Here is a 23,819-nt window from a genome sequence, read left to right as displayed (position 1 = left end):
TCGATCATTTGGGAACGTGCACACACATCATCAGGCGGGTGCGACCTCAACATAACCGCACAGCAACAACCATTGACAAGCGTCCAGGATGTTTCTCTACTGTGAACGCTCACAGACATCAGAACCCAGGTCAGGGAGAGATCCATGTCCATCACGAAGCGCGGACGCCTCGTCGCGGCTGCTCTCGCCGTCGCTCTGGGCGGCACCGCCCTCGCCGCCTGCGGCTCGTCCGACGAGGACGGCGGCGCCGAGTCCGGTCCGGTCTCGCTCACGTACTGGACGTGGACGCCCGGCATGGACAAGGTCGTCGACCTGTGGAACAAGGGCCAGGGCAAGAAGGACCGGATCACGGTCACGGTGAAGAAGCAGGCGTCCGGCGACACGCTGATCACCAAGATCCTCACCGCGCACAAGGCCGGCAAGGCCCCCGACCTGGTCCAGGCCGAGTACCAGGCGCTGCCGACGCTGGTCAGCAACGACGCGCTCGCGGACATCGGCAAGGACGTCGGCGACGCGAAGAGCAAGTTCGCGGACGGCGTCTGGCAGCAGACGACGCTGGGCACGGACGCCGTCTACGCGGTGCCGCAGGACATCGGGCCGATGATGTTCTACTACCGCGCCGACCTGTTCGAGAAGTACGGCCTGACCGTCCCCACCACCTGGGAGCAGTTCGCCGCTACCGCGCGCGCCCTGAAGAAGAAGGCTCCGGGCACGGACCTCACCACCTTCTCCGCCAACGACTCCGGCCTCTTCGCGGGCCTCGCCCAGCAGGCCGGCGCCAAGTGGTGGACCACCTCCGGCGACACGTGGAAGGTCGGCATCGACGACGCGGCCACCAGGAAGGTCGCCGACTTCTGGGGCGGCCTGGTCAAGGAGGGCGCCGTCGACAACCAGCCCATGTACACCCCGGCCTGGAACAAGGCGCTCAACACCGGCAAGCAGATCGCCTGGGTCTCCGCCGTGTGGGCGCCGGGCACGCTGACCACCGCCGCGCCCGACACCAAGGGCAAGTGGGCGATGGCCCCGCTCCCCCAGTGGTCCGCCGGCGGGAACGTCACCGGCAGCTGGGGCGGATCGTCCACGGCCGTGACGACGGACTCGAAGCACAAGGCGGCCGCCGCGAAGTTCGCCGCCTGGCTGAACACCGACGGCGACGCCCTCAACGCGCTGGCCAAGGAGGGAGGCATCTACCCGGCCTCCACGTCCGCCCAGCTCAGCGGCGCCTTCATCACCCCGCCGGACTACTTCTCGAACCAGGCGGACTTCTACACCACCGCCGCCAGGATCGCGAAGAGCACGGCGCCCTCGGCCTGGGGCCCGAACGTGAACGTGGCCTACACGAGCTTCAAGGACGCGTTCGGCGCCGCCGCCAAGAACAGGTCGGACTTCTCCGCCGCCCTCGCCACCATGCAGGCGGACACGGTCGCCGACATGAAGAAGCAGGGCTTCGAGGTCTCCGAGTGACCACCGCACGCCGGACGTCGTACGGGGTCAAGGGCGCCCCGTACGCGTTCCTCATCCCCGCGACGATCCTCTTCGCGCTGTTCTTCGCGCTTCCGATCGGGTACGCGGTCTGGCTCAGCTTCCACAAGGTGCGCGTCTCGGGCCTCGGCCTCGGCTCGGGCGCCCGCAAGGAGGTCTGGGCCGGCCCGGAGAACTACACCGACGCCCTCACCGACGGCGAACTGCTCGACGGCGCGCTGCGCGTCCTCGGGTACGGCTGCATCGTCGTCCCCGTCATGCTGGGCCTGGCCCTGCTGTTCGCGCTGATGCTCGACTCCGAGAAGGTGCGGCTCGCCCCCTTCACCCGGCTCGCGATATTCCTCCCGTACGCCATCCCCGGCGTCGTGGCGGCGCTGCTGTGGGGCTTCCTCTACCTGCCCGACGTCAGCCCGTTCTCCTACGCCCTCGAGAAGCTGGGGCTGCCGCAGCCCGACCTGCTCGACGGCGGCCCGCTGTACCTCGCCCTGTCGAACATCGCGGTCTGGGGCGGCACCGGCTTCAACATGATCGTCATCTACACCTCGTTGCGGGCCATCCCGGCCGAGGTGCACGAGGCGGCGAAGCTGGACGGCGCGACCCCGCTGCAGACCGCGCTGCGGATCAAGATTCCGATGGTGGCGCCCTCGCTGGTGCTGACCTTCTTCTTCTCGATCATCGCCACGCTCCAGGTGTTCAACGAGCCGACCACCCTCAAGCCGCTCACCAACTCCGTGTCCACGACCTGGAGTCCGCTGATGAAGGTGTACCGGGACGCGTTCGGCACGGGTGACGTCTACCAGGCGGCCGCCGAGGCCGTGATCATCGCCCTGGCCACGCTGGTGCTGTCCTTCGGCTTCCTGCGGGCCGCGAACCGCCGAAACAGGCAGAAAGCGGCGTCATGAGCACACTCGCCGTCCACAAGACCCCCTCCACGGCCGGCGCGACCGGCGCCGCGCGCGGGCGTCCGCCGCTGCGCGGCCGGATCGCCCTGATCCCCACGGTCACCCTGCTGCTGGGCGCGGTCTACTGCCTCCTGCCGGTCGCCTGGGTGGTCATCGCGTCCACCAAGTCCGGCCGTGAGCTGTTCTCCACGTTCACCTTCCTGCCGGGCACGGGCTTCGCCGACAACCTCCAGGACCTCGACTCCTACCGCGACGGCGTGTACTGGACGTGGATGGGCAACTCCGCGCTGTACGCGGGGCTCGGCGCCCTGCTGTCGACGTGCGTGTCGGCGTTCAGCGGCTACGCCCTCGCCGTCTACCGCTTCCGCGGCCGGGAGTCGATCTTCAACATCCTGCTCGCGGGTGTGCTCATGCCGCCGGTCATCCTGGCCGTCCCGCAGTACCTGCTGCTGGCCCAGGCCGACCTCACCGACTCGTACTGGTCGGTGCTGCTCCCGCAGATCCTGTCGCCCTACGGCGTCTATCTCGCCCGCATCTACGCGGCGGCGGCTGTGCCGGGCGACGTGGTGGAGGCCGGGCGGATGGACGGGGCGAGCGAGTGGCGGATCTTCAGCCGGATCGCGCTGCCGATGATGGTCCCGGGGCTGGTGACGGTGTTCCTGTTCCAGTTCGTGGCGGTGTGGAACAACTTCCTGCTGCCGTACATCATGCTCAGCGACGACGAGAAGTTCCCGATCACGCTCGGCCTGTTCACGTTGCTGGAGCAGGGGGCCAACCAGCCCGCGCTGTACACGCTGGTGATCACCGGCGCGTTCCTGGCCGTGATCCCGCTGGTGGCGCTGTTCCTGGTGGTCCAGCGCTTCTGGAGCCTGGATCTGCTGTCCGGAGCCGTAAAGTCGTGACCATGAACAAGGATGCGGGGGGCCGGCGCAGACCGCCGACCATCCACGACGTGGCGCGCGAGGCGGGGGTCTCCCGGGGCACCGTCTCGCGGGTCCTCAACGGCGGCCACTATGTCAGCCCGGCCGCGGCGGAGGCGGTCAACGCCGCCATCCGCAGGACGGGTTACGTCGTGAACCGGCACGCCCGCTCGCTGATCACCGGCCGCTCCGACTCCGTGGGCTTCCTGCTCACGGAGCCGCAGGAGCGGTTCTTCGAGGATCCCAACTTCAACGTCCTGCTGCGCGGCTGCACCCAGGCGCTCGCCGCGCACGACGTACCCCTCCTGCTGATGCTGGCCGGCACCGACGACGAACGCCGGCGCATCACGCGGTACATCACGGCCGGGCACGTGGACGGGGTGCTGCTGGTCTCCAGTCATTCCGGGGACCCGATCGCCACCGAGCTGCGCGAGGCGGGGGTGCCGCTGGTCGCCTGCGGCAAGCCGATCGGGATCGGCTCCAAGGTGAGTTACGTAACCGCCGACGACCGCGACGGCGCCCGGGACATGGTGCGGCACCTGCTGACGCAGGGCCGGCGGCGGGTCGGCGTGGTCACCGGCCCGCTGGACACCCCGGGCGGTGTGGAGCGGCTCGCCGGGTACCGGGAGGTGCTCGCCGAGGCGGGCGTCGCGTACGACGAACGGCTGGTCGTGTCCGGCGACTACAGCCGGGCCAGCGGCGAGGCCGGCGCGGAGCTGCTGCTGGCCCGGGCGCCCGAGCTGGACGCGGTGTTCGTCGCGTCCGACCTGATGGCGCAGGGCGTGCTGACGGCGCTGCACAAGGCGGGGCGACGGGTGCCGCAGGACGTGGCGGTCGGCGGCTTCGACGACTCACCGGCGGCGACCGCGGCCAGCCCCTCCCTCACCACCATCCGCCAGCCCTGGGACCGGATCAGCAGTGAGATGGTCCGGGTGCTCCTCGCCCAGATCGGCGGCGAGGACCCGGCAGCGGTGATCCTGCCGACGGAACTGGTGCGGCGGGAGTCCGCCTGACCTCAGGGTTCGTCCGACCGGCCTCGGGGGATCCGTTCGCCCGGCCTCGGGGCCCCGGCTCGGGGTCGCCTCGCCGGCCCGGGGGCGCCTCGCCGGCCCGGGGGTGCCTCACCGGCCCGGGGTCCGCTGGTCCGGGTCCGCTGGTCCGGGTCCGCTGGTCCGGGAGCCCTCCGGGCGTCGGGGCGGGCGGCCTCGCCCGGACGGCGGATGCGGCCGGTGTCTCGTCACCGGCGTTCGTGGGCGATGCCGCGTCCTGCGAGCGGGGCCGTGGCAGCGGGCCGGGGAGCGGCTGGAAGCCGCAAACGGTCAGGATCGGAGAAGCCGCGAGCCGCGCCCCCGTCCTAGCGTGGGACCAGGAGAGCACGGAGGTGTTCCCGGTACCGCATCACTTCACCGAGGAGAGCGTCATGGCCGCCGGACTGCAGACGATCATCTACCCCGTCAAGGACGTCGACCGCGCGAAGGCCCTGTTCACCGCGCTGCTGGGAGTCGAGCCGTACGCCGACGAGCCGTACTACGTCGGATACAAGGCCGCCGGCCAGGACATCGGCCTGAACCCCAACGGCCACGCCCAGGGGCTGACGGGGCCGGTCCCCTATTGGCACGTCACCGACATCCGCGACCGTCTCGCGGCCCTGCTGGCGGCGGGGGCGGAGGTGCTCCAGGACGTCCAAGACGTCGGCAACGGACGGCTCATCGCGTCCGTGAAGGACGCGGACGGGAACCTGGTGGGCCTTCTCCAGGACCCCTCCTGAGAGACGGCCCTCCCGGGCCACTGCATGCACTCGCACTTATTGCGTAGTCAACGAACGCCCCGGACGGCGTTACCATGCGGGTATGGCAGCGAAAACGGCCGGGACGGGCCTTGAGCAGCGGTGGCGCGACATCCTGTCGGTGCACGCCCGCACGATGTGCGAGATCGACCGCGCGCTGCATCCGCACGGCCTGGGGGCCAGCGACTTCGAGGTGCTCGACATCCTCGCCGCCGAGGCTCCCCGGGCGGGCGACCAGTGCCGGGTGCAGAACCTCGTCGGACGCGTGCACCTCAGCCAGAGCGCGCTGTCCCGCCTCATCGGCCGCCTGGAGAAGGAGGGCCTGGTGGAGCGCTCGATCTGTGCGGAGGACCGGCGCGGGGTCTGGGTCGCGCTGACCCGCAAGGGCCGCGACCTGCACACCGAGGTCCTGCCTCTGCAGCGGGCGGTGCTGGAGCGGATGCTGACCGGGTCCTGAGGCGCGCGCTGGATCCGATCCGGGGCGGACAGGGCCCGGCCGGCGCCGCTCAGCGGACCAGCAGGGTGCGCACCCCCTCGGAGGTGAGCGTCAGCGGGTGGTCGCCGGCCCCGTCGATGGACAGGGACAGTTCGCCGGTCGGCCACTGCGCGGCGAGCGCGCCGAGCGGCACCAACCGGTAGCGGTCGACCTCGGGCAGCAGCTCGACCATCTCCGGCTCCGAGGTGAACACCGGCACCACGGGTGCTCCCCCTGGCTGCTCGAGAACCGGCAGGGCGACGGTGGCCGGGTTGGTGATGTCCTCGTCGAGTGCGTCGTCGGGCACCGGCACGAGCACGTCGCTGTGCGCGAGCGTGTCCAGTGCCGTGGTGTCCCCGGTGTCCCGCGCCAGCGCGTCCAGCGCCAGTGCGGCCGGGTTGTGGTTGCGGTCGTGTGCGGGCGTCTCCATGGCGTCTCCCCTGGTAGCGGCGGTCCGGCTCGCGTACCCGAGCGGGCGGACCTCAATCCCCCGGGCGGTGGCGGGCAGGCCCGGCCGTCGTGCGCGGGGCCTCCGGCAGGCGAGACCGCGCGGGCACGTCCGCGGGGCGCGACCACCGTGCGGGTGCGCCCGGCAGGCGACGACCGTGCGGGTGCGCCCGGTCGCGGCGGGTGCCGGCCGGGAAAGCGCCGGCCACCGCGCGGCGCGGCACGTTCTTCGCCCGGTGCGGCACGTTCTCCGCCCGCCGCGTGCAAATGACACCGGGCGCCTTCCGCCGCGACGCGAAAGGGGGGCGGCTAGGGCGTGTGCCTGCGGGCCGACTCGTTCTCCTGGGCCATGCGCCTGAGCGCCATCAGGGCGGGCTCCAGGAGGACGGTCAGCAGCAGGGCGCGCTCGGCGGCCTCCAACGGGTCGTCCAGACCGTCGAGTTGGTCGAGATCGAGGACGGCGGTGCGCTCGGCGAGCCGCGCGTAGGGCAGCAGGGTCCGCCAGTCGAGCGGGACTCCCAGGTCACGCAGGGAGCCCAGGGTCTCGGCGAGGGCGGCCCTGGCGGGCGCCGACCGGTGCACGTCCCAGTCCAGCTCCTCGACCAGTTCCTCGACCTCGGCCGCCTCCGGTCCGTCCTCGGCCGGACTGCCGCCCACCCGTACGGACCCCAGCGCGAGGCCCAGCAGCCGGTGGGTGTCGCCCGTGTGCTCGGCGAGGGCGTCGAGCACCTCACGGGTGGTGCTCACCGACAGGCCGCGCACGCCGGTCAGGGCGCGGACCAGGCGAAGCCGGCGCAGGTGCTGGTCGTCGTACTCGGCCTGGGTGGCGGCGGTCTGACGGCCCGGCGGGAGGAGCCCCTCACGGAGGTAGTACTTGATCGTCGTCACGGAGACGCCGCTGCGGCGGCTCAGTTCGGAGATGCGCATGCGGTCGGCTCCGGTTCGCTGGTGGGCCTTGCCCGAAAAACTGGATACCTCTACTGTCTAACATAGATAGTAGAGGTATCCAATATTCCCTCGCGCCGCCGGAGAGAAGGCATCAGCCATGCCCACCCTGCGCTGGACCACCGTCAGCACCCCCGCCCCCGACGCCGAGGCGTTCGTCATGGCGTCCCGGTTCGAGGTCCGCTCGTTCAAGGACGTCCCGCGCTTCTTCCTCAGGTCGCTGGCCGCGTGGAAGCAGGTGTCCGGCGCGCCGGGCGTCTACGGCGCCTCGCTGATCGCCCAGCCCCTGAAGCGCACCTTCTGGACGCTGTCGGCCTGGGAGGACCAGGACGCGCTCTACACGTACGCGCGGACCGAACCGCACAAATCGATCATGACCGGGCTGCGGCCGACCATGAAGGACTCGGTCTTCACCTTCTGGCAGACCACGGCGGCGGATCTGCCCGTCGACTGGACGGAGGCCCGCCGCCGCCTCGCCGAGCAGTCACGCACCGGTGCCTGAAACCCCTCGCCCAGGAGAGATCCACGCCATGACGCTGTCCGAAACGAGCCCGGTCCTCGACGCACCGGCCGCCTCCGCCCCGCCGGCCGAGCGCCGGCGCATACCCCTGTGGCTCGCGATCGTCGCCGCCAGTGTGCCCATGTTCATGGTCGCGCTCGACAACCTCGTCGTCTCCACGGCCCTGCACACGCTGGCCGTCGATCTGAAGGCGGACACGCAGCAACTGCAGTGGTTCGTCAACGCGTACGTACTGAGCTTCGCCTGTCTGCTCATGACCGGCGCCGCGCTGGGCGACCGGTTCGGACGCCGGCGGGTCTTCGTCGCCGGCATCGCCCTGTTCACCCTGGCGTCCATCGGCTGCGGCCTCTCCGACACCAGCACCCAGCTGATCGCCTTCCGCACGGTCCAGGGCTTCGGAGCGGCGGCCGTCATGCCGCTTTCGTTGACCCTGCTGTCCCACGCGGTGCCCGACCGGCTGCGCGGCATGGCGCTCGGCGTGTGGTCCGGGGTCAGCGGTCTGGCCGTCGCGATGGGCCCGGTGGTGGGCGGCGCGGTGGTGGAAGGCCTCGACTGGCGGTGGATCTTCTGGATCAACGTCCCGGTGTGCGTGATCGCGATCCCGCTGGTGCTCTTCGCCCTGCGGGAGAGCTCGCTGCCCGGCGTGCGCCTGGACCTGGTCGGCATGGTGCTGGCGGCGGCCGGGCTGTGCGCGGTGGTCTGGGCGATCGTGCACGGCGAGCCGGACGGCTGGACGTCGGCGAAGGTGCTCGGCGCGTTCACCGCGGGCGCGGTCCTGCTGGCCGCCTTCGTCGGCCGGGAGTCCCGGGTGTCGGAGCCGATGCTGCCGCTGTCCTTCTACCGCGTCCGATCCTTCACCCTCGCCAACGTCGTCTCGGCGACGATGTACTTCGGCGTCTTCGGCTCCCTGTTCCTGCTCGCGCAGTACCTTCAGATCGTGCCGGCCCGCACCCCGCTGGAGGCCGGTGTGCGCACCCTGGCCTGGACGCTGATGCCGATGTTCGTCGCGCCCGTGGCGGGCCTGCTCACGGACCGGGTGGGCGGCGGCCGACTGATGGCCCTCGGCCTCTTCCTCCAGGGCGTCGGCCTGGGGTGGATCAACCTGGTCGCGGACGTCGACACGCCGTACTCCTCACTGGTCGGACCGATGATCGTGGCCGGCGTCGGCATGGGATTCGTCTTCGCGCCGACGGCGGCGGTGGTGCTCGGCTCGGTCGCCAAGGAGCACGCCGGCAAGGCGTCCGGCGCCAACTCCACGGTCCGCGAGATCGGCGGCGCCCTGGGCATCGCGGTGCTGAGCACGGTGTTCGTGTCCCACGGCAGCACCATGGGCCCGCAGCAGTTCGTGGACGGGCTGCACCCCGCGGTCTGGACGGGCGTGGCGGTCGTCCTCGCCGGCGCCGTGTGCGCCCTCGGTATCCCGCGTCGTCAGCAGCAGCCTTCCGAGCAGTCCTCGGAGCAGTCCTGACACTCCCCGACGGGCGGCCGGGGCGGACGCCCGCACGATCCCCCGCCCGGGCGCCCGGCCCCGCCGTCCCCCGCCACGCACGGGCCCCGCACACCTGAGCGCGGGCCCGCTGGAATGATCAAAAAACGGAAGGGTTAGCATATGAGCGCCACCTAGCTCGAAAGATAGGCCCGTGACGCTCAACGACGATTCGTTCACTGACTGGAAGAACCGCGAGGAGATCGCGGAGTCGATGATCCCGATGATCGGGAAGCTGCACCGCGAGCGGGACGTGACGGTCCTGCTGCACAGCCGCTCCCTGGTGAACAAGTCGGTGGTCAGCATCCTCAAGACCCACCGGTTCGCCCGGCAGATCGCGGGCGAGGAGCTCTCGGTCACCGAGACGCTCCCCTACCTGGAGGCCCTCACCTCCCTCGACCTCGGCCCGTCCCAGATCGACCTGGGCATCCTCGCCGAGAGCCACCGGGCCGACGACCGCGGTCTGTCGGTGCGGGACTTCACCGCCGAGGCCGTCGCCGGCGCCACCGGCGCCAACAAGATCGACCGGCGCGAACCGCGCGACGTCGTGCTGTACGGGTTCGGCCGGATCGGCCGTCTCGTGGCCCGGCTGCTCATCGAGAAGTCCGGCTCCGGCAACGGCCTGCGGCTGCGCGCCATCGTGGTGCGCGGCGGCGGCGAGCAGGATCTCGTCAAGCGGGCGTCCCTGCTGCGCCGCGACTCCGTGCACGGCCAGTTCCAGGGCACGATCACGGTCGACGAGACCAACAACAAGATCATCGCCAACGGCAACGAGATCACGGTCATCTACGCGAACGACCCGTCCGAGGTCGACTACACGGCGTACGGCATCGACAACGCCATCCTGATCGACAACACCGGCAAGTGGCGCGACCGCGAGGGCCTGTCCCAGCACCTGCGCCCCGGCGTCGACAAGGTGGTCCTGACCGCTCCCGGCAAGGGCGACGTCCCGAACATCGTGCACGGCGTCAATCACGACACCGTCAAGCCGGACGAGCGGATCCTGTCCTGCGCGTCCTGCACCACCAACGCGATCGTCCCGCCGCTGAAGGCGATGGCCGACGAGTACGGCGTGCTGCGCGGCCACGTGGAGACCGTCCACTCGTTCACCAACGACCAGAACCTGCTGGACAACTACCACAAGGCCGACCGCCGCGGCCGCTCGGCGCCGCTGAACATGGTCATCACCGAGACCGGCGCGGCGTCCGCGGTCGCCAAGGCGCTGCCCGACCTCGACGCGCCGATCACCGGCAGCTCGATCCGGGTCCCGGTGCCGGACGTCTCGATCGCGATCCTGAGCCTGCGGCTCGGCCGCGAGACGGACCGCGAGGAGGTCCTCGAGTACCTGCGCGGCGTCTCGCTGACCTCGCCGCTGCGCCGCCAGATCGACTTCACCACGGCGCCGGACGCGGTCTCGATGGACTTCATCGGCTCGCGCCACGCCTCGATCATCGACGCCGGCGCCACCAAGGTCGACGGGGACAACGCGATCCTCTACCTCTGGTACGACAACGAGTTCGGCTACTCCTGCCAGGTCGTCCGCGTCGTCCAGCACGTCTCGGGCGTGGAGTACCCGACGTTCCCCGCCACAAGCGCCTGACCGGCGGTCGCCGGGAACTGCCGGAAGACCGCGACGGCCGGAGCGGGGCGCCCGACGGGCGCCCCGCTCCGGCCGTTCCCGGAATCCGCCGTTCCCGGAATCCGCCGTTCCCGGAATCCGCCGTTCCCGGAATCCGCCGTTCCCGGAATCCGCAGTCTCCGGGATCCGTCAGGCGGACGTCTCCGGGCGTCCCGGCTCGGCCCAGTGGGTGTGGAACGCGCCCGGCCGGTCGGTGCGGCCGTAGGTGTGGGCGCCGAAGTAGTCGCGCTGGCCCTGGAGCAGGGCCGCGGGCAGCCGCTCCGCCCGCAGGGTGTCGTAGTGGGCGAGCGCGGCGGAGAAGGCCGGCACCGGGATTCCGCGGCGGGCCGCGGAGGCCACGGTCTCCCGCCAGGGCACCTGAGCGTCGGTGATCTCCATGGCGAACTCCATCTCGCCGAGCAGGCTGACCAGGTCCGGGTCGGTCGCGTACGCGGCGCGGATGCGGTCCAGGAACGAGGCGCGGATGATGCAGCCGCCGCGCCAGATCCGGGCGACCGCGCCCAGGTCGATCTTCCAGCCGAACTCGCCGGCCGCGTCCTGGATCATCTTCCAGCCCTGGTCGTACGCGATGACCTTCGAGGCGTACAGGGCGTGCTCGACCTGCGAAGTGAAGCGGGTGGCCTCGGTGCGGCTGAGCGGCGGCGTGGTGCCGCCGGGCAGGCCCGCGTAGGCGGCGCGCAGTTCGCGCTGCCCGGAGGCGGCCCGGGCGAACGTGGCCTGGGCGATGGCGGTCACCGGGGAGCCCAGCTCCAGGGCGGTCTGCACGGTCCAGCGACCGGTGCCCTTCTGCCCGGCGGCGTCGGCGACGACGTCGACGAACGCCCGGCCGGTTGCGGCGTCGGCGTGCGCGAGCACCTCGGCGGTGATCTCGATGAGGTACGAGCCGAGGCGGCCCTCGTTCCAGGTCCGGAAGATGCCGGCGATCTCGGCCGGTGTGTAGCCGGCGACCTGGCGCAGCAGGTCGTACGCCTCGGCGATGAGCTGCATGTCGGCGTACTCGATGCCGTTGTGCACCATCTTGACGAAGTGTCCGGCGCCGTCGGTGCCGATGTGCGTGGCGCAGGGCTCGCCGTCGACCTTGGCGCTGATGGACTCGAACATCGGGCCGAGCACGTCGTACGACTCGCTGGAGCCGCCGACCATGATCGCCGGCCCGTTCAGCGCGCCCTCCTCGCCGCCGGAGACGCCGGCCCCGACGAAGTGCAGGCCGCGCTCGCGGAGGGACTCCTCGCGGCGCCGGGTGTCGGCGTAGTGGGCGTTGCCACCGTCGATGATCATGTCGCCGGGCTCCAGGAGCGGGGCGAACTCCTCGATGACCGCGTCGGTGACGGCGCCCGCCTGCACCATGATCATCAGGCGACGGGGGCGTTCCAGCGCCGCCACGAAGTCCGCGGCCGACTCGGCGGGCACGAACGCGCCCTCGTGCCCGAACTCCTCGACGAGTGCGCGGGTGCGTCCGGCGGTGCGGTTGTGGACGGCGACGGTGTAGCCGTTGCGGGCGAAGTTGCGCGCGAGGTTGCGGCCCATCACGCCGAGGCCGGTGACGCCGATGGCGGCGGTTGCGTTCACGAGGTGTCCCTAGGATCGGTGGCGTGGCCGGAGGGCGGACGCCGCCCCCGGTACCCCCAGGTACGGACCGTCGGCCGGTTCTTCTCGATTCCCCGCCGAACAAGCCGGAACGGCGATCGCCGCAGCCGTCGCGCCCCGGCCCCCGGGACCGGCCCTACCGGCGCCGCCAGGGCAGCGCGGCGGGGTCGGCCTCGGTGCTCTCGGCCCGGTGCAGGGCCTCGCCGATCGCCTCGCCGATCTCCGCGAACTGCCGCACCTGTTCGGGAGTGAGCACGTCGAACACCGCCCGGCGCACGGCCTCGACATGGCCGGGGGCCACCTCCTCCAGCAGGGCCCGGCCCGCGTCGGTGAGGAAGGCGAGCTGGCCACGGCCGTCCGCCGGGTCCTCCCGGCGGTCCACGAGGCCGACGTCGCGCAGCCGGCTCACCGCGTGGGTGAGCCGGCTGCGGGTGATCTTCAGCCGCTCTGCCAGGTCGGACATGCCGAGGGTGGTCCGCGGGGCCATGGAGAGGTAGGCCAGCAGACTGTAGTCGGCGTGTGTCATGCCTGCGTCGCGCCTCAGCTGCCGGTTCAGGTGGTCGGACAGCAGCGTGGAGAACTCGACGTAGGCCAGCCAGGCACGTCGTTCGTCGGCGTTGAGCCACCGGGGCGTCGAGGACATGCGCACACAGTACGGGGTGCTTTCCGACGATCGGTCCGCTCGTCCCGGGCGGCGGCGGACCGCAGGCCGGCGAGGCGTGCCGGGGGGTGGGACGGGGCCGTCGGCCGAGCGCCCGCGTCCCCGGGACCGCAGCCCTCGCGTCCCTGGGACCGCAGCCCCCTCGCCCTCCGGACCGCAGCCCTCGCACCCTCGGACCGCGATCCCCCGCTTCCCCCGGACCGCTGCGGACCGCAACGCCCACGGCGTCGGGAGGCGGCTTCCGCGGGAGCGCGGGAGCCGCCGCCCTCACTTCCGCCTGCGCCCGGAGCGGGCATCGGGAAGTGTCGATGACGATGCATCAGGAGGTGGCGCAAGCACCGCCGTTGAGCGTGAACGCGGTCGGCGCGGTGTTGGTCGCGCCCTTGCTGCCGATGAAGCCGACGGTGACCGAGCCGCCGGCCGGGACGGTGGAGGTGTAGGCGGCGGGCGTGACGCTCACCGTGCCTCCGCTCTGGGCCGCGGAGCCGCCCCACATGTTGGCGACGGTCTGGCCGTCGGCGAAGGCGAAGACCATCTTCCAGCCGTTGATGGGGGCGGCGCCGGTGTTGCGCAGGGTGATGTCCCCCTGGAAGCCGCCAGGCCACTCCCCCACCACCCGGTAGGCGACGGAACAGGCCACGGCGGGCGCGCTGCCCGTGGTGACGTTCACCGTCGCCGAGCGGGCGGAGCGGTTCCCGGCGGCGTCGCGGGCGTACACGGCGAAGGTGTAGGCGGTGTTCGCCGTGAGCCCGGTGAGGGCGGCGGTGACTCCGGTGGACGCCGCGACCTTGGTCTCGGCGGCGCCGCTGACCCGCACCACGTCGTAGCCTGCGACGCCGACGTCGTCGGTGGCCGCGGGCCAGGAAAGGGTCGCGGAGGTCGCCGTCACCGCCGAGGCGGTCGGGGCGCCGGGGGCGGTCGGCGCCTGGGTGTCGCCCGGCGAGCCGCCCGCGAAGACGGTGGCCTCCTTCGCCGTCTGCGCGATGCCGTCGACGCCGTTGAAGACGCGCTTGCCCCACGAACTGAGCCGGGCGGGGTCGAAGTCGAGCGCCAGGTCGAGGACCGGGTCGGTGTTGCCGCTCCACGACCAGGCCAGGTAGCCGAGCTTCAGCTGCTCGGCGGCGGCCATCATGGTGTCCTCGTCGGGGTCCCCGTACTGGTCCGCGGGGCCGCCGAACTCCCCGATCAGAAGAGGCAGTCCGGCGTTGACGAAGGTGTTCAGGTAGTCGGTGACCTCGACCGCCGTGTCGTAGACGCTGTACATGTGGATCGAGAAGATCAGGTTGCCGGTGGCGTCGGCGTCGTACACGGACCGGGCGTTGGCCTTCATCACGCCCTGCCAGTCCTGGCCCCAGTTGGGGGCGTCCACCATGATCGTGTGCTGGAGTCCGGCGGCGCGCAGCTTCTTGACCGCGGCGATCGTGGGCGCCGTCCAGCCCGCCGGATCGGTGTTGCCCCAGGGCTCGTTGCCGATGTTGACGATGACGTAGCCCTCCTGGCCGGCCAGGACGGACTTCAGGCCGATCCAGTAGTCGGCCGCCTGGTCCAGCGTGCCGGCCGCCGCCTCCTCGCCGTAGCCGGTGGTGTCGTGCACCTCCAGCACGCAGATCAGCCGGTTGGCCTTGCACTGGGCGATCACGCCCGCGACGTCGGCGGGACCGTTGGCGCTCCACCGGTGACCGTCGGCGAGGACGACGCGCACGGCGTTGGCGCCCATCGCCTTGATGTCGGCCAGCGACTGCTGCGTCCTGCCCGGGTACCAGGTGTGGGCGTGGTTGACGCCGCGCATGACGAAGTCTTTTCCGTTGCCCTCGACCAGACGTCCGTCGCTGATGTGCAGGCCGCTCGCGGGAGCGGCGGCCGGCTGCGCCTGCGCCGCCGTCGGACACAGGGCGCCCAGCAGGACCAGGCCCAGGAGGGCCGCGAGCCTGGTCAGCAACCCGGCTGAGGAGGAGGTGCGTGGGGCGTGCACAGTGCTCACGGCGACTCCTGGGGTGAGAGGCCGGGGAACCCAGCCGGCGGGAGGGGTGGGGGGGAACGCGGAGCAGGGTCGGGAGGGCGTGGGGGCCACCGACGCATGGGAGCGCTCCCATGAAGCCACTATGCCAAGTACACGTCAAGACATCGCGCACAGACCGGCCCGTCCCGTGCGGGCATGAGCCGGCGGTCGTCGCGTCACCGCACTCGGGGACCGCGATCTCCGATGCGGCCTCCCGCGCGCCGGCCCGGTCGCCGTTCCGGTCTCTCTCCCGGTCCCTGCCCTGTCCCGGTCCCGGTTCGCCGATCGCCACATGCCGGAGATCGGCGAACAGGTCGACGAACGGGCCCCGTTCAGGCCTTCGGACGGCGACCGCTGCGGCGCGGGGCCGGTTCGGCGCCGTCGAGGAGGTCGGCGCGCCGTCCCTCGCCCTCCTCCTCGACCTGCCGCACGACGCGACGCAGCCCGTCCGCGACGGTCCGGCACTCCTCGTCGCTGAGCCGGGCGGCCACGAACGCCTCCTCCTCGTTGAAGGCCGGGAACAGCCGCCGCATCAGCGCCTCCCCCTTGTCGGTGAGGGTGAGCAGCACCAGCCTGCCGTCGGTGGGGTGCCCGGCCCGACGGACCAGACCGCGGCCCTCCAGCGTGCGCGCCACGCCGGTCAGCGTCCCCTTGGAGATCCCGGCCTCCTCGGCGACGTGCCGCGTCTCCGACTCCCCCCACACCCACACCACCCACAGCACGACGAACGCGGTCCAGGTGAGGTCGGAGCCGCGCAGCACGGAGTTCTCCAGGTGCTGCCGTACCGCCGAAGCGGCGCGGTAGATGTTCGCGACGACGGCCATCTGCTCGCGCCGCAGCGGGATGCCGCCGAGTTTGGCCTCGGCGAGCTTCTCGGCTTCGGCGATGGATCGCTGGCCGGGCATCGGCACACTCCTTCGGCCACGGGGTGCGTGGGTCGGTGGATCGTCGTGTTGTTCGGGCTCAAATTGTACGAAACGACATTCCGGCCGGGAGCGGGGGCGAGGCGCCGGTCACCCAGTCACCGGGTCGCCGGGAGCGCGCGGCTCAGCGGGTGAACGTCTCTACGCGGCGCATCACCTCACGGCAGAACGCTCCGACCCCGGCCGGGTCGTCGGTGAACTGGTTCGGCTTGACGCAGAACGTGGTGAAGCCCTGTTCCAGTTGTTCCGGTATCCCGGCGAGCGCGGCGCCGAGGTCGGCGGTGGAGCGGTCGTCGCTGAAGACCCCCTGCGCGCCGCCGATCATCTCGAGGTCGGCGAGGTCCCGGCCGGCGGCCGTCATGGCCTCCTCGAGCGTCCGCAGGTCCTGTGGCGTCGGCCGCCCGAGCGGGTGGAAGCCGTGGCCGTGCCGCACGAGCCGCCGCAGCACCGGTCCGGCCAGGCGCTGTCCGCCGAACCAGAGCCGGGGGCCTTCGGGCCGGAAGGCCTTGGGCTCGAAGTAGACGTCCCGGAAGGGGTAGTGCGCGCTCTCGTGCGAGATCGGCGACGGCCCCCAGGCCTTGGCCCAGACGTCGAGATGCTCGTCCAGCAGCCGGCCCCGGCGGGTGAAGGGCACGCCCAGCGCGTCGTACTCGTCCCGGCTCCAGCTCACCGTCGGCTGTACCAGCAGCCGTCCCTCGCTGATCAGGTCGAGGGTGCCCAGCTCCCGGGCCATCAGCAGCGGGTGGCGCAGGGGTGCGAGGACCGCGGCGGCGGCGAGCCGCAGCCGCTCGGTGACCGACGCGATGGCGGCCAGCAGGAGCAGCGAGTGGGGCCAGGGGGTGTACGGGTCCTGGTTGCCCGGCAGGGCGTAGTCGCGGGGGTTGCCCATGACTCCGTCGGCGGCCGCGTCCGGGCCGAGCACGATGTGCTCGCTGACCATGACGGCGTCGAAGCCGGCGTCCTCGGCCTCGCGTGCCCAGCGGATCGCGGTGGGCAGATCGGCCCGGCCGCCGGTGAGTGTCCAGTTCTCGCTGAGGACGAGCAGCATGCGGGGTGCGGTGGTCATGTCGTCTCCGTTTCCGTGCTCTTTCGTCTCCTCAGCGCTCGTGGACGACGCGGCCGTCGAACACCGTGAGGTCCACTGCGGCGTCGGTGACCGTGTGCGGGTCCCGGTCCAGCAGCGGGCGGTCCAGGACGCACAGGTCGGCTACCTTGCCGACCTCGATCGAGCCCTTCCACTCCTCGGCGAAGTCCTGACGGGCGGGGTGGACGGTGTACGCGCGCAGCGCCTCGGCGAGCGGCACGCACTGCTCGGGTCCGCTCGGGCGGCCGCTGGCCTTGGACTCCCTCAGCAGCATCGCGCTCACCCCCTGCCGCCAGTCGGGCTCGGTGATCGGGGCGTCGGAGCTGGCGCACACCCGCACCCCGGCTTCCACCGCGGAGCGCACGGGCCACTGGTAGGCGGAGCGCTCGGGACCGACGACCTCGTCCATCAGGTCGGAGATGGTCCACTTGATGGCCGGGTTCATGTTGACGCCGTAGCCGTGGGCGGCCAGCTTGGCGAGGCTGCGGGCGCCGACGAAGTCGCCGTGGATGACGTAGTGCCGGGCGTCGGGCCGCGGTACGGCGGCGTTCGCGGCGACGAACGCGTCGACGACCTCGTCGATGGCCCGGTCGCCGGTGACGTGCACGCCGAGCTGGAAGCCCGCCTCGTGGGCGACGCGGATCATCTCGCGCAGTTCGCCGCTGCGCAGCGCGGGCGTGTCGCCGTGCACGCAGAGCGCGCCGTGGCCGCCGCCGGCGTACGGCTCGTTCATCCAGGCGGTGCGGTTGGGGGGCACGCCGTCGGCGAAGATCTTGACGCCGATGGCGTTCAGCAGGCGCGGGTCCGCCGATCCGGGGCGGCGCAGTTCGGCCAGTCCCTTGCGGACGTCGTCGGCCGAGCCGCCCATCGGCGCGGGCAGCAGCAGGACGCTGACCCGGGCCTCGAGTTCGCCGCTCGCCGCGAGGTCGGCGTAGGCGGTCCAGTTGTCGGTGCTCAACCCACCGAAGAAGGATCCGGCCCCGCCGGGGCCGAGACCCGGTTCGGTGTAGCTGGTGATGCCGCGGGAGTGGAGTTCGCGCACCACGCCCTGGATCGCCCGGCGGCGCTGGTCGACCGTGGGCGTGGGCAGATGGACGTGGACGGCTTGCTGGGCGGCTTCGCGCAGGATGCCGGCGGGGCGGCCGTCGGGGTCGGCGTCGATGACGCCGCCGGGCGGCGCCACGCTGTCCGCGTCGAGGCCGCAGCGGCGCAGCGCGGCGCTGTTGACCCAGACGAGGTGCGAGGAGAAGTGGGTGAGGCAGACCGGGTTGTCCGGGGCGACGGCGTCCAGGTCGCGGCGGTGCGGGAAGCGGCGCGGGTCGGCGAGGCACTCCGCGAGGTAGCCGGCGTCCCAGCCCAGCCCGACGATCCAGTCGCCGGGCCGGGCGGCGCGGGCCGCCCGGCCGACCGCGTCGGCGATGTCGGCGATCGATCCGACCGCCGGGTGGCCGACGTCGAGGGCGAACGGCGGCTTGGTCATGCCGTACGCGGCTCCGTGGAGATGGGAGTCGTTGATGCCGGGCAGCACGGTCCGGCCGCCGAGTTCGACGAGGCGGGTGCCGGGTCCTGCCAGGGCGCGCATGTCCGCGTCGCTGCCCACGGCGACGATGTCCCGGCCGCGCACGGCCAGGCCCTCGGTCACGGTGAAGTCGCCGTCGACGGTCAGGACCTGGCCGCCGGTCAGGACGAGGGAGGGGGCGCTGTCGTTCACGTGGCACCTTTCGGAGCGGGGGTGGAGCGGGTGTGTCGGGAGCGGTGGGTGCGCGTGCGGATCGGGAATCGCGGCAGGGCCGGCGGCGGGGCGGGCGGGGCTCACCGGTTCGGCCGGGGCCCGAAGAAGGCGAGCGCCGCGCCGGCGACGAGTGCGGCGCCCTGGGCCATCTGCTGCCAGAACGTCGGCACGCTCAGCAGTGTCAGCCCGTTCTGCAGGCAGCCGAGGAACAGCACGCCGAGCAGGACGCCGAGAACGGAGCCGGAGCCCCCGGTCAGCGCGACCCCGCCGAGGAGCACCGCGGTGAGCACCGTCAGTTCGAATCCGGCTCCCGAGGTTCCGGCGACGACGCTGTCCAGCACCGAGGCCTTGATCGCGCCGGCGAGCGCGGCCGCGACGCCCGTCACGACGAACAGCGCGAACGGGGTGCGGCGGACGCCGATGCCGGAGAGGTAGGCGGCCTCCCGGTTGACGCCGATCGCGAAGACGTGCCGGCCGGCCGGGGTGAGCGCCAGGAACAGCGCGCCCGCCACGAGGACGAGGGCGGCGATCACGACCGGTGCGTCGATTCCGGCAATCCGGGCCCCGCCGAGCCAGGCGAACCCGGAGCCGAAACCGCTCAGCGGCAGCGGGAAGAGCTGCTGCGCGAAACCGCGCACCGCCGTCAGCATGCCGAGGGTCACGATGAACGCGGACAGTCCCAGGTAGCAGCACAGCACACCGTTGACGGCGCCGACCGCCGCGCCCGCCGCCAGCGCGCCGAGCACGGCGACGGCCGGCGACTGCTGCTGCTCCCCGGCGAGCCAGCCGGCCACCAGACCGCCGAGGGCGAGGGTGGAGCCGACGGAGAGGTCGAGGTAGCCGCTGATGACCAGCAGTGCCAGCGGCACGGCCACGATGGCGACCGCGGCGGCGTCGGTGGCGATCCCGCGGAGGTTGCCGGAGTCCAGGAAGCTGCCGGTCGTCGACTGGAAGACGAGCACCATGCCGGCGAGCACGGGCAGCAACGGCTGCCGCCTTACGGCTTGGAGCACGGTGTGCGCCGCCGTGCGGGGGACGGGCAGCGCACGGTCGGCCGAGGGTGCGGTGGTCGCGGTGGTCATGCCGCTCCTTCCGTGGACGTGGTGGGCGCCGAGGCCGGTGACGGGCGCGGAGTCGAGTGCGGTGCGGGGGTCGGAGCCGAGGCCGGTGACGGGGTGGGCCCGGAGGCCGGGGCCGCCGTTCGGGCGGTTTCGTGGACGGCCGAGAGGAGGGCGGTCTCGGTGAGTTCGGCGCCGGAGAGCTCGCCGGTCACCCGGCCGCCGGAGACGATCAGACAGCGGTGGGCGAGCGCGACGACCTCCTCGGGGTCGCTGGACGCGCACAGCACGGCCGTGCCGCGCCGTGCGGCCAGCGCGGACACCACCTGGTAGATCTCCTGCCGGGCGCCGACGTCGACGCCTTGCGTCGGATCGTCCAGCAGCAGGACGTCGACGTCGTGGGCCTCGTTGATCCACCGGCCGAGGACGAGCTTTTGCTGGTTGCCGCCGGAGAAGGCGGCCGCCGGGAGCCGGGGGTCGGCCGGGCGCAGTCCCACGGCGCCGGACAGACCGGCGAAGACCCGCCGTTCCGCGCGCAGTGCCCGCACTCCGCGCCGGGCCAGTGCGCGCACCGACGGGAGCAGGGCGTTGTCCTGTGCGCTCAGCGCGGGGAAGACGCCCTGCCGGCGCCGGTCGCCCGGCACCAGGGCGATTCCCGCGGCAAGCGCGTCCGCGGGGCGGGCGGCCGTGACGGTCCGGTCCCCGACGCGGACGGTTCCTCCCTCGGCGGGGCGTCTGCCGAAGAGGGTCTCGAGGATGCGGGTGCGGCCCGCGCCGATGAGGCCGTACAGCGCCACGATCTCGCCCTCGGCGACGTGCAGGTCCACGGGGCCGAAGCCCGGTCCTCGCAGCTCCCTCACCGTGAGGCGGGCCGAGCAGGGGCGTCCCGGGCGCGGAGGCGGCGAGGCGTCGGACGCGGTCGCGGTCGTCCCGGGTCGGTCGCCCTGTTCGCGGGGTTTGCCGCGCCCGTCGGGCAGCTGTCCCGGTCCGTGCGGGGCGGAGGCGGCTCCGGCGACGGCCTCGACCAGTTCCCGCCGGGTCCGTCCCGCCACGGTGGAGCGATGGGTGACGCGGCCGTCCCGCAGCACCGTCACCGCGTCCGCGAGGCGTTCCACCTCGGCGAGGAGATGGGTGACGTAGACGATGGCCAGGCCCTGGGCGCGCAGGTGCTCCACGCGTGCGGCGAGGGCGTCGCTCTCGGCCCCGGACAGGGCGGCGGTGGGCTCGTCGAGGACGAGTACCGAGGCGCTGCGGCTGAGCGCCTTGGCGATCTCCACCAACTGCCTTTGCCCCATGGGCAGTTCGCCGAGCCGGTCGCGCGGTGAGCAGGTGGCGGCGACCCGTTCCAGCAGGCCCGCCGCCACCTCCTCCTGGGCGCGCCGGTGGACGGTCCCGTAGCGGGTCCACTCCTGGCCGAGGAAGATGTTCTCGGCGACCGTGAGGGAGTCGACGACGCTGAGCGTCTGGAAGATGATCGCCACTCCGGCGGCGATGGACTCGCGCGGGCTGAGCCGCGGGTGGACGGTCCCGTCGATCTCCATCGTTCCGCTGTCGGGCGGGTAGGCGCCGCCGAGGCACTTGATCAGGGTCGACTTGCCGGCGCCGTTGTGCCCGAGGAGCGCGTGCACCTGCCCCGCCGGGACGGTGAGGTCCACGCCGTCCAGGGCGCGGACGCCGCCGAACGACTTGGCGAGGCCGCGGATGCGGAGCGTCGGTTCGGTCATGACGGCCGCGCCTAGGCGTTCTGGGCGAGCAGGGCGTCGATGCGCGCGGTGTCGCCCGGTCCGACGAGGGTGACCGGCACCTGGGCGCTGGGGTTCGCCTTCCCGGCGGCGACGGCGAGGGGCACCTCGACGACGGCGTCGGCGATGTCCTGCGGCGCGAGCGCGGCCGACGCCCGATAGAAGGTGCCCTGCCTGATCGCCAGCAGGGAGGGGGCGGCGCCGTCCTGGCCGCCGACGAAGGTCCTGGCGTCGGTCGTGGCGCGGCCCGTCTGCTGGAGCGCCTTGTACGCGCCGTACGCGGCGGCGTCCGTGACCCCGAGGACGAGGTTGAGGTCGGGGTGCTTGGCAAGCACCGCCCGGGTCTTCGACAGACCGGTGTCGGGGTCGATGGCCTGCTCCCGGGCGACGACGTCGACGCCGGGTGCGGCCTTGGTGAAGGCGTCGATCATGCCCTTGGTCCGCTCGCGGCCGAGCTGGATGGTGTCGTCGGCGAGGAAGGCGATCTTCCCCTTGCCGCCGAGGTGCTCCTGGGCCCACTTGGCGGCGGCCTCCCCGAGGAGTGTGCCGCCCTTGAGGAAGTTGAACTGGATGTCGGCGCTCTGGTGTTCCAGCGACCCTCCGTAGGTGACCCAGATCAGCCCGGCGTCCGTAGCGGCCTTCGCGATCGACTCGGTCGCCTCGAAGACCATCGGGAACGACACGATGGCGGGGATCTTCTGGGCGACCCAGGTGCGCAGGTTGCCGGCCTGGGCGTCGGCGCTCGCGGCGTCGTTGGTGGTCACCAGGGAGACGCCTCGCTTCTTCCCGGCGGCGGTGGAGAGCTTGACGAGCGAGGAGTAGAGCGGAATCTGCGTGAACGGGTAGTCCAGACCGATCTTCGTGAGGGTCTTCGCTCCGGCGCCCGACGCCCCCGCGGCCTGTGCGGAGCTCGCGCCCCCGCCCGGCGCCGAGCAGCCCGCGGCGCCCAGCAGCGCGGCGGCGAGGGTCCCGCCGGACAGGCCGAGGAACAGCCGGCGCGAGGAGGGGGGCGGGGACGGGAATCTGTTCATGGCGGCGCTCTCCGAGGGTCGCGGCCCGGCCTCGCTGGCATCGGGCGTCGGGCTGTGCCGAACAGGAAAGACCCCGGCGTCCCGCCCCGCCATCCGTACAAATACCGAGCGGCCCGGGCGGCGGGCGGCCGCAGGCGCACTTCGGTCACGAAACGGCGAACCGCTTGTCGGGCCGCCCGAAGAGTCATACCGTTAGGGACCAAACGACAGTTCCGGTCGTGGGTTCCCGGAGGCCTGCCATGATCAGCCACCAGCAGCTCGCGGCGGCCGCCCGCATCGGCATGCTCACCCGCGAACGGGACACCGCCTCGGCCTGCGCCCAGGCCCTGGACGAACTCGGCCGGGCCCTGCCCCTCGACGCGGCGACCCTGCTGGCGATCGACCCCCGCACCGGCGCGCACGTCCAGCTCGCGGGCATCGGCTACCCGGCCCGGACGTCGGAGTCGCTGGCCGCCGAGTTCACCTCGACCCCCTGGTACACAAACGTCGTCCGGCAGGCGCTGCCTCCGTCCATCACCGAGGACGTGGAGGACACGACGTCCGGCGGACAGCGGTTCCGTAACGGCTGGTTCTACGCCGAGCGGGTCCGCCCGGCCGGCTTCCGGGACGCCCTGACCGGGGCCCTGCGCCATCGCGGGCGCCTGGTCGGCCTGATCAACCTGTCCGTCGAGGGCACCGGCGCGTACGACACGGACGCACGGCGGCTGCTCTCCTCGGTGCTGCCGGCCCTGGGCGCCCTCGCCGACCCGGTCGCGCACACCGGCGACGTGGACGACCTGCCGCCCGACGCGGGCGCGAGCCTGGTCACGGCGGCTGGCGTCATCGACCTCCCCGGCCGCGAGCCGGCCGAGGTCCTGGCGGACGACGCGTTCACCTCTCTGGTCGGGTCGTTCAGCGCCGCCGGCGGCCGACGGCTGCGGGCACTGTGGCCCGTGGGCCGCGAGTGGCGGCGCGTGGTGCTGAGCCGGTGCGCCGCGGGGTCGCCGCTGACCAGGGACGCGGTTCTCGTGACGGAGACGCCCACCGAACTGCCGTACGGCCTGAGCCCGCGCGAGCTCGAGGTCCTCACCCAGGCCGCCCGCGGACAGACCAACCAGGCCATCGCCCAGGCCCTGTTCCTGTCCCCGCGCACCGTGCACAGTCACGTAGAGCACCTGCTCCGCAAGACGGGCAGCGCCTCCCGCGCCGAGGCCACGGCCCTCGCCCTGCGCGACGGCCTGCTGCGGCCCACGCCGGAGGACCTGGAGCACTTCGTCGAACGCACGCCGGCCCGCTGACGCCCCTCCCCTTCGACCCTCTCGACGCGGCGTCACGCGAGGCTCACGGATACCCCTGTGACGGAAGTGTTGACCGGGGCAGGTGCAGAACTTATCTTTTGGCCGAGTTTACGAACGCTGTTC

General features: G+C 72.4%; 21 protein-coding genes. 10 read left to right on the top strand and 11 right to left on the bottom strand.

Translation table 11 applies throughout. From position 1 onward, the window contains the following. Window positions 1-144 precede the first annotated feature (144 nt). The 6 genes from ACH4ZA_RS33215 to ACH4ZA_RS33190 all read left to right on the top strand — a co-directional run bounded on the left by ACH4ZA_RS33215 (window position 145) and on the right by ACH4ZA_RS33190 (window position 5,547). Window positions 145-1,464 (top strand): ABC transporter substrate-binding protein, encoded by a 1,320-nt coding sequence (locus tag ACH4ZA_RS33215; RefSeq protein ID WP_398432970.1) that lies wholly within the window; start codon window positions 145-147, stop codon window positions 1,462-1,464. Further along, a complete protein-coding gene (locus ACH4ZA_RS33210) occupies window positions 1,461-2,384 on the top strand; it encodes a carbohydrate ABC transporter permease (protein ID WP_398432969.1) in 924 nt (307 codons plus the stop codon). The genes ACH4ZA_RS33215 and ACH4ZA_RS33210 overlap by 4 nt, the downstream gene beginning before the upstream one ends. Next, a complete protein-coding gene (locus ACH4ZA_RS33205) occupies window positions 2,381-3,286 on the top strand; it encodes a carbohydrate ABC transporter permease (protein ID WP_398432968.1) in 906 nt (301 codons plus the stop codon). Before ACH4ZA_RS33210 ends, ACH4ZA_RS33205 begins: the two co-directional genes overlap by 4 nt. 2 nt (window positions 3,287-3,288) lie before the next feature. Next, window positions 3,289-4,317 (top strand): LacI family DNA-binding transcriptional regulator, encoded by a 1,029-nt coding sequence (locus tag ACH4ZA_RS33200; RefSeq protein WP_398432966.1) that lies wholly within the window; start codon window positions 3,289-3,291, stop codon window positions 4,315-4,317. A 407-nt stretch (window positions 4,318-4,724) separates the two neighbouring features. Further along, complete coding sequence (locus ACH4ZA_RS33195; protein ID WP_398433011.1) at window positions 4,725-5,072, top strand: VOC family protein; 348 nt, start codon at window positions 4,725-4,727, stop codon at window positions 5,070-5,072. Between the two features lie 82 nt (window positions 5,073-5,154). Beyond that, on the top strand, window positions 5,155-5,547 hold the full coding sequence (locus ACH4ZA_RS33190) for a MarR family winged helix-turn-helix transcriptional regulator (protein WP_398432965.1): 393 nt from the start codon (window positions 5,155-5,157) through the stop codon (window positions 5,545-5,547). Between the two features lie 49 nt (window positions 5,548-5,596). Here the strand turns inward: ACH4ZA_RS33190 and ACH4ZA_RS33185 are convergent, their stop codons facing one another. Further along, window positions 5,597-5,995, bottom strand: a complete 399-nt coding sequence (locus ACH4ZA_RS33185) for an SseB family protein (protein ID WP_398432964.1) — start codon at window positions 5,993-5,995, stop codon at window positions 5,597-5,599. A 326-nt stretch (window positions 5,996-6,321) separates the two neighbouring features. Further along, window positions 6,322-6,939, bottom strand: coding sequence for a MerR family transcriptional regulator (locus ACH4ZA_RS33180; RefSeq protein WP_398432963.1), 618 nt, complete (start codon window positions 6,937-6,939; stop codon window positions 6,322-6,324). A gap of 118 nt (window positions 6,940-7,057) precedes the next feature. Here ACH4ZA_RS33180 and ACH4ZA_RS33175 point away from each other — a divergent pair, with 118 nt between their 5' ends. From ACH4ZA_RS33175 to ACH4ZA_RS33165, 3 genes are all read left to right on the top strand, one after another. Beyond that, window positions 7,058-7,459: a DUF3291 domain-containing protein gene (locus ACH4ZA_RS33175; protein ID WP_398432962.1), complete on the top strand. Its 402-nt coding sequence runs from the start codon at window positions 7,058-7,060 to the stop codon at window positions 7,457-7,459. A 28-nt stretch (window positions 7,460-7,487) separates the two neighbouring features. Beyond that, window positions 7,488-8,945, top strand: a complete 1,458-nt coding sequence (locus tag ACH4ZA_RS33170; RefSeq protein ID WP_398432961.1) for an MFS transporter — start codon at window positions 7,488-7,490, stop codon at window positions 8,943-8,945. A 172-nt stretch (window positions 8,946-9,117) separates the two neighbouring features. Then, window positions 9,118-10,563, top strand: coding sequence for a glyceraldehyde-3-phosphate dehydrogenase (locus ACH4ZA_RS33165; RefSeq protein WP_398432960.1), 1,446 nt, complete (start codon window positions 9,118-9,120; stop codon window positions 10,561-10,563). A 168-nt stretch (window positions 10,564-10,731) separates the two neighbouring features. Here the strand turns inward: ACH4ZA_RS33165 and gndA are convergent, their stop codons facing one another. From gndA to ACH4ZA_RS33120, 9 genes are all read right to left on the bottom strand, one after another. Further along, the gene (gene gndA / locus ACH4ZA_RS33160; RefSeq protein ID WP_398432959.1) at window positions 10,732-12,171 is read right to left on the bottom strand and encodes an NADP-dependent phosphogluconate dehydrogenase; all 1,440 of its coding nucleotides are present in this window, start codon (window positions 12,169-12,171) and stop codon (window positions 10,732-10,734) included. Window positions 12,172-12,325: 154 nt separating this feature from the next. Beyond that, window positions 12,326-12,832: a MarR family winged helix-turn-helix transcriptional regulator gene (locus ACH4ZA_RS33155; RefSeq protein WP_398432958.1), complete on the bottom strand. Its 507-nt coding sequence runs from the start codon at window positions 12,830-12,832 to the stop codon at window positions 12,326-12,328. Window positions 12,833-13,169: 337 nt separating this feature from the next. Further along, a complete protein-coding gene (locus ACH4ZA_RS33150; protein ID WP_398432957.1) occupies window positions 13,170-14,831 on the bottom strand; it encodes a cellulase family glycosylhydrolase in 1,662 nt (553 codons plus the stop codon). Window positions 14,832-15,181: 350 nt separating this feature from the next. Beyond that, window positions 15,182-15,754 (bottom strand): MarR family winged helix-turn-helix transcriptional regulator, encoded by a 573-nt coding sequence (locus ACH4ZA_RS33145; RefSeq protein WP_398432956.1) that lies wholly within the window; start codon window positions 15,752-15,754, stop codon window positions 15,182-15,184. 142 nt (window positions 15,755-15,896) lie between these two features. After that, entirely contained in the window at window positions 15,897-16,838 is a 942-nt protein-coding gene (locus tag ACH4ZA_RS33140) for an LLM class flavin-dependent oxidoreductase (protein ID WP_398432955.1), read from the bottom strand. A gap of 31 nt (window positions 16,839-16,869) precedes the next feature. Next, window positions 16,870-18,567, bottom strand: coding sequence for an amidohydrolase (locus tag ACH4ZA_RS33135; RefSeq protein WP_398432954.1), 1,698 nt, complete (start codon window positions 18,565-18,567; stop codon window positions 16,870-16,872). A 101-nt stretch (window positions 18,568-18,668) separates the two neighbouring features. Beyond that, window positions 18,669-19,670, bottom strand: a complete 1,002-nt coding sequence (locus ACH4ZA_RS33130; protein WP_398432953.1) for an ABC transporter permease — start codon at window positions 19,668-19,670, stop codon at window positions 18,669-18,671. After that, complete coding sequence (locus tag ACH4ZA_RS33125) at window positions 19,667-21,370, bottom strand: ATP-binding cassette domain-containing protein (protein ID WP_398432952.1); 1,704 nt, start codon at window positions 21,368-21,370, stop codon at window positions 19,667-19,669. Before ACH4ZA_RS33125 ends, ACH4ZA_RS33130 begins: the two co-directional genes overlap by 4 nt. Before the next feature lie 11 nt (window positions 21,371-21,381). Beyond that, window positions 21,382-22,419, bottom strand: coding sequence for a sugar ABC transporter substrate-binding protein (locus tag ACH4ZA_RS33120; RefSeq protein ID WP_398432951.1), 1,038 nt, complete (start codon window positions 22,417-22,419; stop codon window positions 21,382-21,384). Between the two features lie 239 nt (window positions 22,420-22,658). Between ACH4ZA_RS33120 and ACH4ZA_RS33115 the strand changes: the two genes are divergently transcribed. Beyond that, on the top strand, window positions 22,659-23,696 hold the full coding sequence (locus ACH4ZA_RS33115; protein WP_398432950.1) for a response regulator transcription factor: 1,038 nt from the start codon (window positions 22,659-22,661) through the stop codon (window positions 23,694-23,696). The last annotated feature ends 123 nt before the right edge of the window (window positions 23,697-23,819 follow it).

Origin of the sequence: Streptomyces sp. NPDC020597 (genome assembly GCF_044335095.1) — a bacterium.
GTDB lineage: Bacteria > Actinomycetota > Actinomycetes > Streptomycetales > Streptomycetaceae > Streptomyces.
This window is presented reverse-complemented; position numbering and strand designations above follow the sequence as displayed.

Coding starts and splice junctions, on each gene's coding strand:
- ACH4ZA_RS33170 (WP_398432961.1), top strand. CDS start 7,488: ATGACGCTGTCCGAAACGAGCCCGGTCCTCGACGCACCGGCCGCCTCC.
- ACH4ZA_RS33130 (WP_398432953.1), bottom strand. CDS start 19,670: ATGACCACCGCGACCACCGCACCCTCGGCCGACCGTGCGCTGCCCGTC.
- ACH4ZA_RS33140 (WP_398432955.1), bottom strand. CDS start 16,838: ATGACCACCGCACCCCGCATGCTGCTCGTCCTCAGCGAGAACTGGACA.
- ACH4ZA_RS33195 (WP_398433011.1), top strand. CDS start 4,725: ATGGCCGCCGGACTGCAGACGATCATCTACCCCGTCAAGGACGTCGAC.
- ACH4ZA_RS33190 (WP_398432965.1), top strand. CDS start 5,155: ATGGCAGCGAAAACGGCCGGGACGGGCCTTGAGCAGCGGTGGCGCGAC.
- ACH4ZA_RS33155 (WP_398432958.1), bottom strand. CDS start 12,832: ATGTCCTCGACGCCCCGGTGGCTCAACGCCGACGAACGACGTGCCTGG.
- ACH4ZA_RS33180 (WP_398432963.1), bottom strand. CDS start 6,939: ATGCGCATCTCCGAACTGAGCCGCCGCAGCGGCGTCTCCGTGACGACG.
- ACH4ZA_RS33185 (WP_398432964.1), bottom strand. CDS start 5,995: ATGGAGACGCCCGCACACGACCGCAACCACAACCCGGCCGCACTGGCG.
- ACH4ZA_RS33120 (WP_398432951.1), bottom strand. CDS start 22,419: ATGAACAGATTCCCGTCCCCGCCCCCCTCCTCGCGCCGGCTGTTCCTC.
- ACH4ZA_RS33215 (WP_398432970.1), top strand. CDS start 145: ATGTCCATCACGAAGCGCGGACGCCTCGTCGCGGCTGCTCTCGCCGTC.
- ACH4ZA_RS33200 (WP_398432966.1), top strand. CDS start 3,289: ATGAACAAGGATGCGGGGGGCCGGCGCAGACCGCCGACCATCCACGAC.
- ACH4ZA_RS33115 (WP_398432950.1), top strand. CDS start 22,659: ATGATCAGCCACCAGCAGCTCGCGGCGGCCGCCCGCATCGGCATGCTC.
- ACH4ZA_RS33175 (WP_398432962.1), top strand. CDS start 7,058: ATGCCCACCCTGCGCTGGACCACCGTCAGCACCCCCGCCCCCGACGCC.
- ACH4ZA_RS33125 (WP_398432952.1), bottom strand. CDS start 21,370: ATGACCGAACCGACGCTCCGCATCCGCGGCCTCGCCAAGTCGTTCGGC.
- ACH4ZA_RS33145 (WP_398432956.1), bottom strand. CDS start 15,754: ATGCCCGGCCAGCGATCCATCGCCGAAGCCGAGAAGCTCGCCGAGGCC.
- ACH4ZA_RS33205 (WP_398432968.1), top strand. CDS start 2,381: ATGAGCACACTCGCCGTCCACAAGACCCCCTCCACGGCCGGCGCGACC.